The organism is Pseudomonas sp. AS2.8, from assembly GCF_014190935.1.
Taxonomy (GTDB): domain Bacteria; phylum Pseudomonadota; class Gammaproteobacteria; order Pseudomonadales; family Pseudomonadaceae; genus Chryseomonas.
On record NZ_JACHVV010000002.1, the window covers coordinates 209,194 to 225,490 of the forward strand.

Here is a 16,297-nt window from a genome sequence, read left to right on the forward strand (position 1 = left end):
TTCTCCTCAGTCCACCGCTGTGATGCGCAGATGCCGCTTCTTGCCCAGACTTACCCGTCGACCCACGTCGCTCGCCGTGAGCAGCACATCGGGATCGGATACGGGCCGCTCGTCCAGGCGCAGGCCACCGCCTTCGGCCAGCCGGCGGACCGCACTGCGCGACGGCTGCAATCCCGCTTCGACCAGCAACTGGAGCAGACTGACACCCGTCGCCAGCTGCCGGCGACTCAGGGCGATGTCCGGTAACTGACCCGTGTCCTCCCGGTCGGTGAACACCCCGGCGGCGGCCGCCTCGGCTGCGCGCTGCGCCTGCTCGCCATGGGCCAGGCGGGTCGCCTCGTTGGCCAGCACGACCTTGGCCAGATTGATTTCAGCGCCACCCAGGGCGGCCAGCCGGCGCACCTCGTCCAGCGGCAATTCGCTGAACAGCGCCAGGAAACGCGCGACGTCGGCATCGTCGCAGTTGCGCCAGAATTGCCAGAAGTCGAAGGCCGACAGCCGCTCTTCGTTGAGCCAGACCGCGCCCTGGGCGGACTTGCCCATCTTGCGCCCGTCGCGGGTCGCGAGCAGCGGCATGGTCAGGCCGTGGAGCTGGGGGCCGCCCTGCCGGCGCGACAGCTCCACGCCGTTGATGATGTTGGCCCACTGATCGGCGCCACCCAGTTGCAGGGTGCAGCCATAGCGCCGCGACAACTCGACGAAGTCGTAGGCCTGCAGCAGGGTGTAGCCGAATTCCTCGAAGGACAGCGAGTGCTCGCGGTCGAGACGATTCCTGATGGCATCGAAGGTCAGCAGCCGATTGATGGAAAAGTGCCGACCCACGGCGCCGAGGAAGTTCAGGTAGCCGAGGCCGTCGAGCCATTCGGCGTTGTCCACCACCTGGGCCCGGCCATGGCCATCGCCGACCTCCAGGTAGCGGTGGAAGGCCTTGGCGATACCGGCCATGTTCAGGGCGATCTGGCCGTCGGTAAGGACCGGGCGGCTGCTGTCACGAAAGCTGGGATCGCCGATGCGCGTGGTGGCGCCACCGATCAGCAGCAGGATGGGGTGACCGGCGCGCTGCAACCAGCGCATCAGCATCAGGCCCTGCAGGTGGCCGACGTGAAGGCTGTCGGCGGTGGCGTCGAAGCCGAGATAGCCAGTGACCGGGCCGCTGGCAAAGGCGCGCGCGAGGCCGTCACGATCGGTGGTCTGGTGGACGAAGCCGCGGGCTTCGAGGGTGGCGAGCAGGTCTTGCTGGGTGCTGTCCATGGGGTCTCCTGTGGCTGGACGGTGCCAGGGAGACCGGGAGAAGTTGCCTTGACCGAGCCGCCCTGGGCGGTTCGGTCATGCAGCGCAGTACCTACCACCCGATATTGGTCAGGTAGCGGTAATAGGCGCTGATGGGACAAAGGAAGGTTCGCATGGGGCGCCACGCTACCGGCTCGCCTGCCGCTTGGCAACTGCGAACCGCTCGCACTGCCGCTTCGACCAGATGTCGCACCTCCTCTGGCGGCGGCTGAACGAACGGCGACAGTGGCGTTCCGACTCCTGTCCTTTGCCAGCAGTATCGAGACGCAGAGATGAACCTACCTGCTCCACCTCCCGAGATCCCCAGCACCGGCATGGCAGCCCCAGGTGTACCTGGACAAGGAACCGCCCTTGCGTGAAAGGATCTCCCCGATGAAAAGCATTACCCCGGCCAACCTGCTGTTGCTGCTGCTCTGCCTGACCGTACTGGCCTACGCCACCGACCTGATCGGCTAGACGGCGGCTGCCCGAGCGTCCGCCACGCGGATCGCTCGGCGGGTTAACGGTTGCCCTCTGGCGTCTCTTGGCCTAGCGTTCAGGGCCTGTCCGTCAGAGAACTACCGCGCCATGCCCAGCCAACCCTCCAGTACCGTCGAAAGCATCGAGCTGCTGACGTCCCTGGATTCCGTCGCGGCGCTCCTGCGCGTCGTCTGCGATGTCAGCGGCCTTGGGGTCGCCACCATTGCCGAGGTCACCGAGCAGCGCTGGATCGCCTGTGCGGTGGAGGATCGCATCGCCTACGGCCTGCAACCCGGCGCTGAACTGGATCTCGAATCCACGTTGTGCAACCACGTGCGCTCCTCCCACGACGCCGTGATCATCAGCGATGTGACCCAGAATCCCACCTACTGCGATCATCCGGCGCCCGGCCTCTATGGCTGGAAGAGCTATCTGTCGGTCCCGGTGTTTCGTCCCAATGGCACCTTCTTCGGCACGCTGTGCGCCTTCGATCCGCAGCCCGCGCCGCAGCTGGAGCAGCGCCCGGTGACCGCTACCCTGGACGGCTTCGCGCGCCTGCTGGGCGAACTGCTCGCCCGGGAAGAACAGCGTCGCGAGGAAAGCCCCGGCGCACGCGGCGACCTCGATCTCACGCCGTTGCGCGAACAACTGCTGGTGCTGCTGGAAGAGGATCTGCAGCGTCCGCTGCAGGCGCTGGCCAAGGAGGCGTCAGCGGACGCCGGCCAGGCGCAGCGCTGGCAAGCCGAGGCCCAGCGCCTGGCCGAACGCAGTGCCATGGCCGCCGACTTCGTGCGCGCGCGCCTGGGTCATGGCCTGCCCCTGAAGCCGGCCCTAGTGGAAGGCGTCAATGAACGGCTCCTGGACCTGCTCGCCAGGCTGCAGACGCGCTTCCCCGACCAGACCTTGCGCAGCGAGCTGCCGGAACTACCCGCCGCCCTGCGCCTCGACCTGCCGCGCCTGCTGCAGGCCGTGACCGCGCTGCTGGAGTGGGTCGCGTCCCGCAATCCTGCCGGCGGCACCCTGCTGCTGCGCGGCGAGCTCGACGAACGCTGCTATCGCCTCGCCGTGGAAAGCAGCACCGCCGTGGTGGATCCCGCTACCCTGAACCAGGTGTTCCAGCCGCTGCTGACCCAGGCCGATCCCGAGCAACCCGTCCGCCTGGACCTGGGCTGCTGTCTCGCCCAGGAAATCGCCCGCGGCCATGGCGGCAGCCTGGTCGCGCGCCGGGAAGATGACCGCCTGCGCTTTATCCTTACCCTGCCCACTGCCCTGGATTGATACCCTTGCCCTTGCCCTCTCCCTTGCTGGTGATCCGTCACGGCGAAACCGACTGGAATGCCAACGGCCGCCTCCAGGGTCGCCAGGACATACCGCTCAACGCCCGCGGCCGGGCCCAGGCCGAAGCCGTGGGCCTGGCCCTGCGCGAACGCCTCGACGTCTGCCGATTCGCCTGCCTGAGCAGTCCGCTGCAACGCGCCAGTGCAACGCTCGATCTGATCCTGGCGCAGCTGCCGGGTACGCCGAGAAGCCTGGGCCGCGATGCGCGCCTGGCGGAAAAAGCCTTTGGTGACTGGGAGGGACTGGACATGCCGACCATCGCCCAGCGCTATCCCGAGCAGCACGCCCGGCGCGCCGCCGAGCCCTATACCTTTCGGGTACCCGGGGGCGAAAGCTATGCCGATGCCGCCGAGCGGGTGCGCCCGCTGCTGGCAGAACTCCAGGGTCCCACGCTGCTGGTGGCCCATGGCGCCCTGATCCGCAGCCTGCTGGTGGCGACCGGCCTGGCCAGTCCGGAGGTGGCGACCCGGATGGTCATCCACCAGGGCCGCTGGCTGGAACTCGACGCGACCGGTTATGCGTGGCACAGCGCCCCCGGCTGGGACGCTTAGCCTTAACTCAGCCGCCGGGCGAACTGGCTGACCGCGCCCACCACCTGGCGGGCACCTTCCTGGATCTCGGTGATGCGCACCCCGGCGTTGCTGGCCAGATGCAGGCCCTGCTCCGCCTGCTGCCGGCTGGCAGCCATGTTGCTGACCGCGGTCTGCGCCAGTTGCTGGTTCTGCTGCACCACCCCGACGATCTCCTCGGTGGCCTTGCTGGTACGCCCGGCCAGTTGCCGGACCTCGTCCGCCACCACCGCGAAACCCCGGCCCTGCTCGCCCGCCCGGGCGGCTTCGATGGCCGCGTTGAGCGCCAGCAGATTGGTCTGCTCGGCGATGCCGCTGATGGTCTTGACGATGGCGCTGATCACCAGCGACTGCTTGCCGAGGTCCTCGATGCCATTGGCGGCGACCTGGATTTCGTCGGCGATGCGGGTCATCACCGCGACCGTGTCCTGCACCACGGCCGCGCCCTGACGGGCACTTTCGTCGGTGGTCTGGGAAATGTCGAAGGCGACCCGGGCCGCTTCGGCCACCGCCAGTTCCTGTTCCACCTGCTCGGTGATGACGGTGGCGAACTTGATGACCTTGTACAGCTCGCCGCGGGTGTTGAGCACCGGGTTGTAGGAGGCTTCCAGCCAGACCGTGCGGCCATGGCTGTCGATGCGCTTGAAGCGACTGGCGACATAGTCACCCCGGTTGAGCCGCTCCCAGAAGGCGCGATAGTCGGCCGATTCGGCCTCTTCGCGGCTGCAGAACATCCGATGGTGCTTGCCGACGATCTGCGCCAGCGAATAACCCATGCCCTGCAGGAAGCGCTCGTTGGCCGTGAGCACCTCGCCGGACAGGTTGAATTCGATCACCGCGGTCGAGCGCAGCAACGCATTGATGATGCCCGAATGCTCGGTGGAGGTTTCCACCTGCTCGGTACGGTCATAGGCGTAGCAGCGGATCTGCTTGACCCGACCCTCGGTATCCCGCACCGGCGTCCAGATGGCGTAGAGCCAGGCGACGCCGCCGTTCCCGCGCAGCAATCGATAGATGCCACTGGCCTGGCGCCCTTCGCTGAAGCTGCGCTTCAGGTCGCCGTAGCAGACCAGCTTCTTCACATACTCCGGAATGATGTCATCCACGCTCCGCCCGGTCAGGCTGCCCGGGGCATAGCCCAGGCAGAGGGCGAAATTCTCGTTGAAATCCTCGATTCGGCCCTGGGCGTCGAGCAGCAGGCAGATCGCATCGTTAGAGAACGCCGTGCGCAGCTGACGATGATCGGCCAGTTCAGCTTCGAGTTCGGCGATGCGGCGTTTGAGTGCGGAGTTGAACATGGGATCACCCAGGAAAGTTGTGTCTTCCTCTGGTTCGACGCGCCGTGAAATTTCTTGACAAGATGCTGATGAACGCCACCACTCGAGCCAGGCGAAAGGAGCACCAATAGCACGCCTCGCCTGGCACCCACTGGAAAACACCATGGGCTCTAGCCTGCCGGTACCGCTTCGATGAAGACCGCCTCTGGCGCCTGACAAAGCCACGGACGGCCCGTTACCCGACCGCTCGGCGAAACGACAGGCGGTAGGTCAAATCGCCGCAGCCAAGGGCTCCGGCAGGGCCTGCCGGGCCTGACCTTCCAGACGTTTCACCAGCGCACCGAGGTCGATCAGGGTCGCCTGGCGACTGTTGCCCGGAGACCCTACGCCCACCCAGCTCTGCACCCGCTGCGCCGGTACCGCCCCGCCCTCGCCCGGCAACTGCCAGCTGCGCGCCAGGGCATCGGCGCGCAACTCGGTAAAGGCCTCGATGGCCTCCACCCGCTGCACCACGAAACCCAGGCGCTGGCGCTGCCCTGCCACCACGATCACCTGATCGCCGGGACCGGGCTCGACCGCTGCCGCCCCGGCCAGGGTCCGCAGGCAGACCAGGGTGATCTGCTGGCCACGGACCTCCATCAACCCCAGCAGTCGCGGATCCCGCTGACCGAGCCGCAGGTAGTGCGCCGGCAGCGGCAGGACCTCGGCAACCTGCTCCAGCGGGACGGCGAACAGCAATTCGGCGAGAAAGGTCAGGCACGGCTGGCGCCGCACCTGACGGCGCTCTTCGCGCAACAGGTCGCGATCGGTGCGATAGATCCGCGCATAGGCCACCGCCGCTTCCTGGCACCCCAGGGCCAGGTGATCGATCACGATGGCCGCTTCGCCCTCCGCAGCGCTGAATATCCCGCGCAACAGTCCCGGCTGCTCCAGACCGAAGCCGAGCAGCGGCGCGCACTGCGCCGGATCCCGGCGCCACATGCCGAGCAGCCGCTGGAAGCCGAAGGCGACCCGATACTGACCCTGGTCGCCCGCCGCCAGCACCAGCAGTTGCTCATGCTGGCCGTTGGCGGGCGTGGCCAGGCCCAGCAGCTCGGACAGCTCCAGCACCGGCAAGGCCTGGCCTCTTAGCTGCACCTGGTAGCGACAGCTGTCGCTGGCGAATTCGCTGGGCGTCAGCTGCGGTCGATCCACCAGCTCCTGCACCACTGCCGCATCCAGGCACAGGCGCCGCCCATCGCACTCGAACAGCAGATAGAGCCGCTCCTCTTCCTTGCCCATGGCGACCTGCCGCTGTAGCGCCAGTGGCCTGTCGGCACTGACTTCGAAGCCCGGCAAGGCGTCCAGGGCATCCAGGTCCAGCAGATGCACCAGCCGGCCGGTCTCCGGCTGCAGATGCACCTGTCCCAGCAGGCGCCCGGGCGCCCCCTGCAATTGCACGATGGCGTCATCCGCCAGCTTGAGGATGTCCACCACCCCGTCGATGGCCAGGCCGAAGCGTCCGCCCCCCTGCCGGATCACGGCGATCCGGCGCTCGTGCTCGACCGCCGGCAACCCCAGCAGGCGATGGCCATCCACCAGCGGCAGCGGCTGGCCGCCCAGCTCGAAGAGGCCCAGCAACCAGGGCACCGGACTCGGATGAGGAGCCAGGCGCTCCGGCCAGGGCACCACGCGTTCCAGGGCCTGCGCGGACAGGGCGACTTCCAGTTCGCCGATCCGCACGACACCCAGGGTCACGGCCGTCCTCCCCCGACCACCGGCGGGAGGGTGGTGGCCGCGTCCAGTTCCTGGATCAGCTGATTGACCCGCGCCGCATCGTCGAGCTGGGCCGCGGTGGAGCCGTTGATGGCCTCGATGGACTGCTGGGTCTTGCCCACCCCTTCGGCGATCAGGCCGAAGGCCTCACCCACGCTGCGCGAGATCTCGCTGCCCTGGGCGATGCTCTTCACCGATTCCAGGATCAGCTTGTTGATCTCCTTGGTCGCCTGGGACGACTTCTCGGCCAGCTTGCGGACCTCATCGGCCACCACCGAGAAGCCCAGGCCGTGCTCGCCGGCGCGGGCCGCCTCGATGGCGGCGTTGAAGGCCAGCATGTTGGTCTGATTGGCGATGTCGCTGATCACCTGGACGATGTCCTGGATGCCTCCCGCCGTGGTGCCTATGGCCTCCATGGCGTCCAGCGAGCGGGTCAGCGTCAGAGAGCCGCGCTCGGCTTCTTCCAGGGTGCGGCGGGCCATGCGGTTGGCGTCGTCGGTGGTCTCGGCGATCTGGTTGATGGAACGGGTCAGGGCGTGCAGCGAAAGATTCATCTGCTCGATCTTCTGCCGCACGTGCTGCTCCATCTCCACCTGGCGGGTGATGTCGGTGGCGAATTTCACCACCTTGTGCACCTGGCCTTCGGCGTCGAAGATGGGGTTGTAGGTGGCCTGGATCCAGATGCGCTGGCCGAACTTGCTCAGCCGCATGAAGCGCCCGCCGAACACCTCGCCCTGCGCCAGGCGCGCCCAGAATTCGCGGTATTCGCCAGAGGCGACGTGCTCCGCCTCGCAGAAGATCCGGTGATGCTGGCCGCGGATCTCCTCCAGGCGATAACCCAGGGTCGCCAGGAAGTTGCGATTGGCCTCGAGGATCTTGCCGGTCAGGTCGAATTCGATCACGGCCTGGCCGCGGTCGACGGCCGCCACCTTGCCGGCGTAGTCGCTGTTGCGAATCTGGCTCTCGGTGATGTCCACGGCGAACTTCACCACCTTGCACGGTTTGCCATCGGCGTCGAAGATCGGATTGTAGGTCGCCTGGATCCAGATCTCCTCGCCCCGGCTGTTGCGCCTCTTGTACACCCCGGCGTCGAATTCGCCCCGCCCCAGCTTGTCCCAGAACAACCGGTACTCCGCCGAGCGGGCATAGTCGTCGGGACAGAAGATGCGGTGATGCTTGCCCACCACTTCATCGGTCTGGTAACCCAGAGCCAGCAGGAAGTTGCGGTTCGCGGTGAGCACCGTGCCGTCGAGGGAGAACTCGGCGATGGCCTGGGAGCGGTCGATGGCCGCCACCTTGCCTTCGTAGTCGCTGTTGCGCAGCTGACTCTCGGTGACGTCGCTGGCGAACTTGACCACCTTGTAGGGCTTGCCCTCGGCATCGAGGATGGGGTTGTAGGTGGCCTGGATCCACACCTGGCGGCCGTCGCTGGCGCGTCGCTTGTACAGCCCGGCATCGAAATCGCCGCGACCGAGCTTTTCCCAGAACAGGCGATAGCCCGGCGAGCGGGCATGCTCGGGTTCGCAGAAGATCCGGTGATGCTTGCCGCGCACCTCGTCCAGGCCGTAACCCAGGGCCGACAGGAAATTCTCGTTGGCCGTCAGGATGTTGCCATGCAGATCGAATTCGATCACCGCCTGGGCGCGGTCGATGGCGGCCATCTTGCTTTCAAATTCGGCGGCCTGCAGTTGCGCATCGGTCACATCGGTGGCGAACTTCACCACCTTGTAGGGCCGCCCGTCGCTGTCGAGGATGGGATTGTAGGTGGCCTGGATCCAGATCGGCCGGCCATCGCGGCGGATGCGCTTGTAGACCCCGGTGTCGAAGACGCCCTGCCCCAGGCGATTCCACAGCAGGGCGTAGTCCGCCGAACGTGCGTAGTCGGCCGGGCACATCAGGCTGTGATGACGCCCGCGCAACTCGTCCAGCGCATAGCCGGTCAGGCCGAGGAAGTTGTCATTGGCCCAGAGCACATTGCCCTGCAAATCGAATTCGATCACCGCCTGGGAGCGATGGATGGCTTCGATCTTGCCTTCGTATTCGACCGCCTGCAGGCGCGTTTCGGTGATGTCGGTGGCGAACTTGATGATGCGCTGCGTGCGCCCTTGCGCATCCAGCAGCGGATTGTAGGTCGCGCGGATCCACCTCAGGCTGCCGTCCTTGTGCTTGCGGCGATAGACGCCGCTGTGGAACTCGCCCCGCCCCAGCGCCGCCCAGAAGTCCTGATAGTCCTCGCTCTCCGCCACCCCGGGCGGGCAGAACAGGCGGTGCTGCCGCCCGCTGATCTCGTCGAGGCGATAGCCGAAGGTCTCCAGGAAGTTGTCGTTGGCGTGAAGGATCGTGCCCTGCAGATCGAATTCGATCACTGCCAGGGAGCGATCCAGCGCCTGGCGCAGGGCGTGGTAGGCGGAGGCATCGTCGACAGCGGCGGATTCGGCAGTGGCGGAAAACATGGGGCAGCTCCAGGAGAGGACTCGGCGATCAGGTTATCGGAAATCGCGATAACAAATTGAGTGCCGCCTATCCTAGAGATGTTTTCGCCTGGCGGATCGCCAGTAGTCGTCCGATGAACGACCTTAAGTTTCCGGCTGGCGTTCAGACCACCAGCTTGGTGCCTATAACCAGCAGCATGACGGCCAGGCAGGGCCGCAGCACGCCATCCGGTACGCGTCCGGAGAGATGGCTGCCCAGGAAGATGCCTGGTAGGGAACCCAGCAGCAGAAAGCCCAGCACATGCCAGTCCAGATTGCCCAGGCCGGCGTGGCCCAGGCCCGCCACCAGGGTCAGGGGTACCGCATGGGCGATCTCGGTGCCGACCAGACGCCGGGTCGCCAGCAGCGGATAGAGCAGGAACAGCGCCACCGTGCCCAGGGCGCCAGCGCCAATGGACGTCAGGGTCACCATGAAGCCCAGCACCGCGCCGGTAAGCACCGTCAGGGCATTGAGCCGTCCGGCACTCAGGTGAAATCGGTCGCTGGCATGGCGACTGGCAAAGGCGAAGATCTGCTTCTTGAACAGGATGGCCAGCGCCGTCATCAGCAGCACGATGCCCAGGGCATGCTTGATGAGGGTATTGGTGGCGTGCTGATCACCGGGCAGCAGCGCCAGGGCGAGCAGCGTCAGGGCTGCCGTGGGCACGCTGCCGGCGGCTAGCCAGCCGGTCACCGTCCAGTCGATGTTGCGATTGCGCTGGTGGACGAAAACGCCGCCCGCCTTGGTTATGGCGGCATAGAGCAGATCGGTACCTACCGCCGCAGCGGGGTTGATCCCGAACCAGAGCAGGATGGGGGTCATCAGCGAGCCACCGCCTACACCCGTCATGCCAACGATGAAGCCAACCACCAGCCCCGCGACCACGAAGCCCAACGACCCTACTTCCATTACCGTCCCAATTGCCGTTGTCGGCTCATCTTGCGGCCGCACAGGATAACTACTCAGGTTATACCGACCTATATTGAAAGGGTCTTTGCTTATAACCGATAACGCTAAACGTGGAGGTCAGCGGGCCTGGTGTGCATTCAGATAGGCCGCGACCTCCTCGTCGCCATAGCCCGCGCGCCGGGCATGGGCTTCGATGGCGTCTCGGCAGGAGGGATCGGTAATGGTTGTTGGCATGACGGTGCCGCAAGGTGCCAGGGTCGTCTGCGCCAGGAAGCTTTCGAGATCCTGCTTGTGTTCGTCTGCGACCGGGTGGGTACCCGTAGTGGGTGCATGGGCTGCGACCGGCGGCGTCGTGGTCGCCACCACGGCCGGCTCGCTGCCGGTCGAATCGCTGCGGTGGGTGGTTGCCACGGCGGCCACCACCAGCAGGCCGAAACCTGCGGTCAATACCAGCAACTTGCGAGTTGAAGTCCCGCTCATGATTTCTTCTTCCCTATGAAAAAGCTGACAGCTTGGACCTGAAAACGACGTGGACTGCCGAAAGTCCGACTTTTAACCAATCAAGTCAGACAATATTTTCCCAGCCGGTGTTCAGTCGAAGGTGACGCATGCCACACTCGGCGGTATCAGGAGACAGGAGCGGCTCATGCAGCAGAAGGATTTCATCGGCCCCCGGTTGCGCCAGCTCAGCGCGGATCTCTCGCTCGCCGATCGCCTGGCGGAGAGTGCCCAGGTCGACCTCAATGCCGATCTCAAGCGCCGGGTCCGGGAAGACCTCGAGCAGGCGCTGCGCGAGGTCGGCCAACTCAGCGAAGAGCAGACCCTCTGGCTGAACTGGGCGACCAGCTAGCCCGGCACGCCTGCCGTCGTCGCGCTGTAACGCGCGGCTGCTATCTGTAGCGGCATCCACCCTCTGGAACCGAGCATGAAAGCGGAATACGAAATCAGTGACGACATCGCCCACTTCGTGGGAGGCGCCCTGATCAGCCTGGTGCTGCTCAGTGGCGGAGCCATCGGCGGCGCCCTGTTCCTGCTGGCCGAGACCTTCAACTGACCGTCCGTCGCCAGCCCTGCCGCTCCCGCGGCAGTGGCGAGGCCGTCCTTGACCGGGTGGGTGTTCGACAGCGCAGCCGTCACTCGCCGGGAAGCCGTCCGCACCTTGCATTACCCGCCCGCCGCATTAGTCTTGAAAGTGCCAATAACAACTCGTGCAGACGGCAAGAGGTCGGATCATGCGAACCCAACTGACCCGCTCGATCACCCTGTTCGACAGCCCGGATCATCAGCCTGCGACCACCGAGGTCCCGTCTTCCCCGGGCGGTCGCAGACGCACCCTACAGAAGTGGACCAAGACCCTGGTGTTCGGCACCTCGCTCGCCTTCGCGCTCTGCGCGCCACTGCTGCGGCATCTGCACTGAAGCCGGGTACCAGCGCCAGCGCTTACGACCCGCTGGCCGCGACCTGAATCGCGGGCACAAAAAAACCGGCGCTGGGCCGGTCTTCTGCTGTGCATCTTGATTGGTGCGGACGGAGAGACTCGAACTCTCACACCTTGCGGCGCCAGAACCTAAATCTGGTGTGTCTACCAATTCCACCACGTCCGCGAGACGCTTGAAAGACGAACGCCAGACACGAGGTCTGGCGTTCGCTGAATATGGGGTGGACGATGGGAATCGAACCCACGACACCAGGAGCCACAATCCTGTGCTCTACCAACTGAGCTACGCCCACCATATCTTACGTGCTTGCCGTCGCCGAACCGCCAATGGCGCGCCCGGCAGGACTCGAACCTGCGACCATCCGCTTAGAAGGCGGATGCTCTATCCAGCTGAGCTACGGGCGCCTGTTACGGCAGCTGCCCTAGCAGAGACTTCCTTGGTGAGAAGCCTCTTGCCTGGCCCTTGTCAGTGACTTGGGCTGTGCTCGGCAAGCGGGGCGAATGTTATAAAGCTCCCGCCGGTCCGTCAACTAATTTTTAAAAAATTTTTAAGCAGAAGAATGAGTTAGCCGCCGCAGAGGCTTCTCTGTTGTCAGCGGGCCCGTCCATGCGAAAATAGCCGACCCTTTTCCGTCACCACCAGAAATCGCCCATGACCGCCCAACTGATCGACGGCAAGTCCATTGCCGCCCGCCTGCGCCAGGATATTGCCCAGCGAGTCTCTCAACGTCGTAGCGCCGGACTGCGCGCCCCTGGCCTCGCCGTCATCCTGGTCGGCAACGATCCCGCCTCGAGCGTCTATGTGGCGCACAAGCGCAAGGATTGCCAAGAGGTCGGTTTCGACTCCTATGCCCACGACCTGCCAGCCAGCACTACCCAGGCAGAACTCGAAGCCCTGATCGACCGGCTCAACGACGACACCAGCGTCGATGGCATCCTGCTGCAATTGCCGCTGCCGGCGCACCTGGATGCCACTCAGCTCCTGGAACGCATCCGCACCGACAAGGACGTGGACGGCTTCCACCCCTACAACCTGGGTCGCCTGGCCCAGCGCAATCCCCAGCTGCGCCCCTGTACGCCCAAGGGCATCATGACCCTGCTGCACAGCACCGGCGTCGACCTCTATGGGCTGGATGCGGTGGTGGTCGGCGCCTCCAACATCGTCGGTCGGCCCATGGCACTGGAGTTGTTGCTGGCCGGCTGCACCGCCACCGTGACCCACAGATTCACCCGTTCCCTCGAACACCACGTCAGCCAGGCCGATCTGGTGGTGGTCGCCGTGGGCAAGCCGGGACTGGTCAAGGGTGAATGGATCAAGCCTGGCGCCATCGTCATCGACGTGGGCATCAATCGCCAGGCCGATGGCCGCCTGGTGGGCGATGTGGAATTCGAAAGTGCCTCTGAGCGCGCCAGCTGGATCACCCCGGTGCCCGGCGGCGTCGGCCCCATGACGCGGGCCTGCCTGCTGGAAAACACGCTGTACGCGGCCGAGCAGCTGCACAGCTAGCAAAACGGGCCCCGCGGGGCCCGTTTTCCATTCAGCCAACCCTCAGGGCAGCCAGGACTTCACGCGATCCGGATGGGCAGCAATCCAGGCCTTGGCCGCCTCTTCCGGCTTCTTGCCCTCCTCCACGGCCAGCATCACCTCGTTCACCTCGCCCGGCTGCCAGGCGAACTTCTTCAGGAAGTCCCAGACCGGCTTGGCCTTGGCTTCCAGGGCCGGATTGGCCACGGTGTCCACATGCTCGGAGCCACCGAACACGCCCTTGGGATCCTCGAGGAACTTCAGTTTCCACTTGGCGAACATCCAGTGCGGCACCCAGCCGGTCACCACGACCGGCTTCTGGTCCTTCTCGGCCCGGGTCAGCTCGGCGATCATGCCGCTGCCCGAACTGGCCACCAGCTTGTAGTCCAGGCCATAGTCCTTGATCGCCTGGTCGGCCTTGAGCATGACCCCGGCACCGGCATCGATGCCGACGATACGGCCACCGAAGTCGGCCTTCTGCGCCTGCAGATCGGCGATGCTGTTGGCCTTGACGTACTCCGGCACGATCAGACCGATCTTGGCGTCGGGGGTGTTGACGTTCAGATCGACCACCTGATCCTTCATCTTCTCGTAGTAGGCGCCATGGGTGACGGGCAACCAGGCGGACAGCATGGCGTCGAGTTTGCCGCGGGCGACGCCCTGCCACATGATGCCGGCGGCAACCGGCATGAGCTTGACCTCGTAGCCCAGATTCTGGCGGATCACTTCAGCTGCGGTATGGGTCGTGGCCACGCTATCGGCCCAGCCATCGACGTAGCCGATGGTGATTTCGGGCTTGGCCGCCTGGGCCAGGCTCATGGCCGAGGTCAGCGCGACACCGAGTCCTATTCCCAACAGTTTCTTCACCATGCTCATGCAGCAGTCCTCTCGCTATGGAAGTCGGGCGGTTGCCCCACTCCCATCATTCGGGCAATGCGAGATGGCCACTACCGTCTGGGCGACGCATAACGACCGGTTAGCGACAAGGGCTGCACTTTTCACGACATGCGATGTCGCTTGACGCAGCCTGTCGACCGCTCTGTAATCGACGCCGCGCAGAAACCTGCACCCGCCGATGCAACCTATTGGCGGACCGTTGTCTTACCTACGCTCTCAAGCCCTCTGAAAGGACTCTGTCCATGCGTCTTTCGTTGCGCGTCGCCGCCCTGCTGGGCGCGCTGTTTTCCGGCCTCTGGGGTACCGCGCACGCGGCCGCCGAAGTGGATGCCGCCACCTATGGCTATCCACTGGTCAATCCGTTCGAAGCCACCATCGTCACCACGCCGGAAAAATTCCGTCCCGAGCTGCCGCCCGAAAGCACCATCGACCAGGATGACTACAGTCTCAACCTGCGTCCGGAGCGGGAATACCAGCTGCCTGGCAACTTCTGGCCGGTGAAGAAATTCCACTACCGCCTCGCCCGCCAGGACCATCCGGCGCCGCTGATCTTCCTGATCGCCGGCACCGGGGCCAACTATTCCTCGAGTACCCAGGAATATCTCAAGCGGCTGTATTACGCGGCCGGCTACCACGTGGTGCAGCTGTCCTCGCCCACCAGCTGGGACTTCATGGTGTCGGTGTCGCGCACCGCCACCCCGGGCTACACCCCGCACGATGCCGAGGATCTCTATCGCGCTATGCAGGCGGTGCGCGCCCAGCATCCCAAGCTGCCGGTCACCGACTACTACCTGACCGGCTACAGCCTGGGCGGCCTGGACGCCGCCTTCGTCTCCTACCTGGACGAGAGCCAGCGCAGCTTCAACTTCAAGAAGGTGCTGATGGTCAATCCGCCGGTCAATCTGCTGACCTCGGTACGCAACCTGGATCGCCTGGTGCAGACCGAGGTGAAGGGCGTCACCAACAACCGCACATTCTACGAGCTGATCCTGTCGAAGCTGACCCGCTACTTCCAGGAGAAGGGCTACGTCGACTTCAACGACGCCGTGGTGCGCGACTTCCAGCGCTCGCCGGAGCGACTGAGCAACGAAGAACTGGCCATGCTGATCGGCTCGTCCTTCCGCTTCTCGGCAGCCGACATCGCCTTCACCTCCGACCTGATCAACCGCCGCGGCCTGATCACCCCGCCGACCTACCCGATCAGCGAGGGCACCAGCCTGACGCGCTTCTTCGCCCGTTCGCTGCAGTGCGACTTCGACTGCTACATGACCGAGCAGGTGATGCCCTTCTGGCAAAAGAACTTCAAGGGGCAGAACCTCGACGACCTGGCGCGCAAGTCCAGCCTCATCGCGCTGGAAGACTACCTGAAGAGCAGCCCGAAGATCGGCGTCATGCACAATGCCGACGACATCATCCTCGGCCCGGGCGACCTCGGTTTCCTGCGCAAGACCTTTGGCGATCGCTTGACCGTCTATCCCCACGGCGGCCATTGCGGCAATCTCAACTACCGCGTCAACGCGAACGCCATGCTGGAGTTCTTCGCCCGTGGTTAAGTCCCTGCTCGCTCTCCTCCTGATGGCCAGTGCCTCGGTCTTCGCCGCCGAATCGAGCCCGCCGCCCTCCTCCACCCTGACCATCGGCTCGGACACCATGCCGGCCGCGCCGGTGGGCGCCGACGGCTTCAGCAATCCGCTGTCGACCCTGAAGTACAACCCGGGCCTGGACCAGCGCGAATTCGAACGGGCGTCCCTGGTGGCGCTGGACGTCTACGACCCCTTCGAATCCTGGAATCGCCACGTCTACCACTTCAACTATCGGCTGGACGAATGGGTCCTGCTGCCGGTGGTCAACGGCTATCGCTGGATCACCCCGCGCTTCGTGCGTTCGGGCGTGAGCAACTTCTTCAGCAACCTGGGCGACGTCAACAACCTGCTCAACAGCCTGCTGCAGTTCAAGGGCCGGCGCGCCCTGGACACCACCGGCCGGCTGGTGCTCAACACCACCGTCGGGGTGTTCGGCCTCTGGGACCCGGCGACCCGCGTCGGGCTGATCAAGCAGCCGGAAGACTTCGGCCAGACCCTGGGCTTCTATGGCGTGGGTGACGGTCCCTTCCTGATGCTGCCGATCCTCGGTCCGTCCAACCTGCGCGACACCGGTGGCCTGGCAGTGGACTTCGCCGCCGAGGCGCAGATCAACTTCCTCAACGTCAGCGACGAAAGCGGTCGTCATCCGGAGATCATGGTGCTGCGTGGCATCAACCTCAGGTACGTGACCGACATGAGATACGGCCAGCTCAACTCGCCCTTCGAGTACGAGAAGATCCGCTATTTCTACACCAAGGCGCGGGAACTGCAGATCGCCGAATAAG

General features: G+C 65.2%; 15 protein-coding genes, 3 tRNA genes and 2 pseudogenes. 8 read left to right on the forward strand and 12 right to left on the reverse strand.

What is annotated here, in order from left to right; translation table 11 throughout:
- Positions 1-6: 6 nt before the first annotated feature.
- The gene (gene tyrS / locus FHR73_RS07915) at positions 7-1,251 is read right to left on the reverse strand and encodes a tyrosine--tRNA ligase (protein ID WP_183630385.1); all 1,245 of its coding nucleotides are present in this window, start codon (positions 1,249-1,251) and stop codon (positions 7-9) included.
- Positions 1,252-1,857: 606 nt separating this feature from the next.
- Between tyrS and FHR73_RS07920 the strand changes: the two genes are divergently transcribed.
- Together FHR73_RS07920 and FHR73_RS07925 are read left to right on the forward strand one after the other, a co-directional pair.
- The gene (locus tag FHR73_RS07920; RefSeq protein WP_183630386.1) at positions 1,858-3,027 is read left to right on the forward strand and encodes a GAF domain-containing protein; all 1,170 of its coding nucleotides are present in this window, start codon (positions 1,858-1,860) and stop codon (positions 3,025-3,027) included.
- Between the two features lie 5 nt (positions 3,028-3,032).
- Positions 3,033-3,638, forward strand: coding sequence for a histidine phosphatase family protein (locus FHR73_RS07925; protein WP_183630387.1), 606 nt, complete (start codon positions 3,033-3,035; stop codon positions 3,636-3,638).
- 2 nt (positions 3,639-3,640) lie between these two features.
- Here FHR73_RS07925 and FHR73_RS22755 read toward each other — a convergent pair whose 3' ends face one another.
- The 7 genes and pseudogenes from FHR73_RS22755 to FHR73_RS07950 form a co-directional block, all read right to left on the reverse strand.
- Entirely contained in the window at positions 3,641-4,183 is a 543-nt protein-coding gene (locus FHR73_RS22755; protein WP_371099719.1) for a methyl-accepting chemotaxis protein, read from the reverse strand.
- A pseudogene (locus tag FHR73_RS22760) lies at positions 4,184-5,098 on the reverse strand (PAS domain-containing protein); the annotation flags it as partial. It abuts the gene before it with no gap.
- Between the two features lie 105 nt (positions 5,099-5,203).
- Positions 5,204-6,670, reverse strand: a complete 1,467-nt coding sequence (locus FHR73_RS07935) for a chemotaxis protein CheW (RefSeq protein WP_311629338.1) — start codon at positions 6,668-6,670, stop codon at positions 5,204-5,206.
- On the reverse strand, positions 6,667-7,275 hold the full coding sequence (locus tag FHR73_RS22765; RefSeq protein WP_409258678.1) for a methyl-accepting chemotaxis protein: 609 nt from the start codon (positions 7,273-7,275) through the stop codon (positions 6,667-6,669). The genes FHR73_RS07935 and FHR73_RS22765 overlap by 4 nt, the downstream gene beginning before the upstream one ends.
- A gap of 3 nt (positions 7,276-7,278) precedes the next feature.
- Positions 7,279-9,141: pseudogene (locus tag FHR73_RS07940) on the reverse strand (PAS domain S-box protein); the annotation flags it as partial.
- Positions 9,142-9,283: 142 nt separating this feature from the next.
- The gene (locus FHR73_RS07945; RefSeq protein ID WP_183630390.1) at positions 9,284-10,069 is read right to left on the reverse strand and encodes a sulfite exporter TauE/SafE family protein; all 786 of its coding nucleotides are present in this window, start codon (positions 10,067-10,069) and stop codon (positions 9,284-9,286) included.
- A gap of 117 nt (positions 10,070-10,186) precedes the next feature.
- Complete coding sequence (locus FHR73_RS07950; protein ID WP_183630391.1) at positions 10,187-10,549, reverse strand: hypothetical protein; 363 nt, start codon at positions 10,547-10,549, stop codon at positions 10,187-10,189.
- Between the two features lie 166 nt (positions 10,550-10,715).
- Here FHR73_RS07950 and FHR73_RS07955 point away from each other — a divergent pair, with 166 nt between their 5' ends.
- The 3 genes from FHR73_RS07955 to FHR73_RS07960 all read left to right on the forward strand — a co-directional run bounded on the left by FHR73_RS07955 (position 10,716) and on the right by FHR73_RS07960 (position 11,487).
- Positions 10,716-10,919, forward strand: a complete 204-nt coding sequence (locus tag FHR73_RS07955) for a hypothetical protein (RefSeq protein WP_183630392.1) — start codon at positions 10,716-10,718, stop codon at positions 10,917-10,919.
- Between the two features lie 75 nt (positions 10,920-10,994).
- Complete coding sequence (locus tag FHR73_RS22530; protein WP_260175664.1) at positions 10,995-11,123, forward strand: hypothetical protein; 129 nt, start codon at positions 10,995-10,997, stop codon at positions 11,121-11,123.
- 178 nt (positions 11,124-11,301) lie between these two features.
- Complete coding sequence (locus FHR73_RS07960) at positions 11,302-11,487, forward strand: hypothetical protein (RefSeq protein ID WP_183630393.1); 186 nt, start codon at positions 11,302-11,304, stop codon at positions 11,485-11,487.
- 101 nt (positions 11,488-11,588) lie between these two features.
- Here the strand turns inward: FHR73_RS07960 and FHR73_RS07965 are convergent.
- The 3 genes from FHR73_RS07965 to FHR73_RS07975 form a co-directional block, all read right to left on the reverse strand.
- Positions 11,589-11,673: transfer RNA gene (locus FHR73_RS07965), tRNA-Leu, on the reverse strand.
- 51 nt (positions 11,674-11,724) lie between these two features.
- A tRNA-His gene (locus FHR73_RS07970) sits at positions 11,725-11,800 on the reverse strand.
- A 35-nt stretch (positions 11,801-11,835) separates the two neighbouring features.
- Positions 11,836-11,912, reverse strand: a tRNA-Arg gene (locus tag FHR73_RS07975).
- A gap of 247 nt (positions 11,913-12,159) precedes the next feature.
- Here FHR73_RS07975 and folD point away from each other — a divergent pair.
- Positions 12,160-13,014 carry a bifunctional methylenetetrahydrofolate dehydrogenase/methenyltetrahydrofolate cyclohydrolase FolD gene (folD, locus tag FHR73_RS07980; protein ID WP_183630394.1) on the forward strand — a complete coding sequence of 285 codons (855 nt, stop codon included), beginning with the start codon at positions 12,160-12,162 and terminating at the stop codon, positions 13,012-13,014.
- A gap of 42 nt (positions 13,015-13,056) precedes the next feature.
- On the opposite strand, the gene FHR73_RS07985 is transcribed toward folD, so the two are convergent.
- Positions 13,057-13,902 (reverse strand): glycine betaine ABC transporter substrate-binding protein, encoded by an 846-nt coding sequence (locus tag FHR73_RS07985; protein WP_371099721.1) that lies wholly within the window; start codon positions 13,900-13,902, stop codon positions 13,057-13,059.
- Between the two features lie 269 nt (positions 13,903-14,171).
- On the opposite strand from FHR73_RS07985, the gene FHR73_RS07990 reads away from it, so the two are divergent.
- Positions 14,172-15,482, forward strand: a complete 1,311-nt coding sequence (locus tag FHR73_RS07990; protein ID WP_183630395.1) for a serine/threonine protein kinase — start codon at positions 14,172-14,174, stop codon at positions 15,480-15,482.
- A gap of 97 nt (positions 15,483-15,579) precedes the next feature.
- Complete coding sequence (locus tag FHR73_RS07995; protein ID WP_260175684.1) at positions 15,580-16,296, forward strand: VacJ family lipoprotein; 717 nt, start codon at positions 15,580-15,582, stop codon at positions 16,294-16,296.
- The last annotated feature ends 1 nt before the right edge of the window (position 16,297 follow it).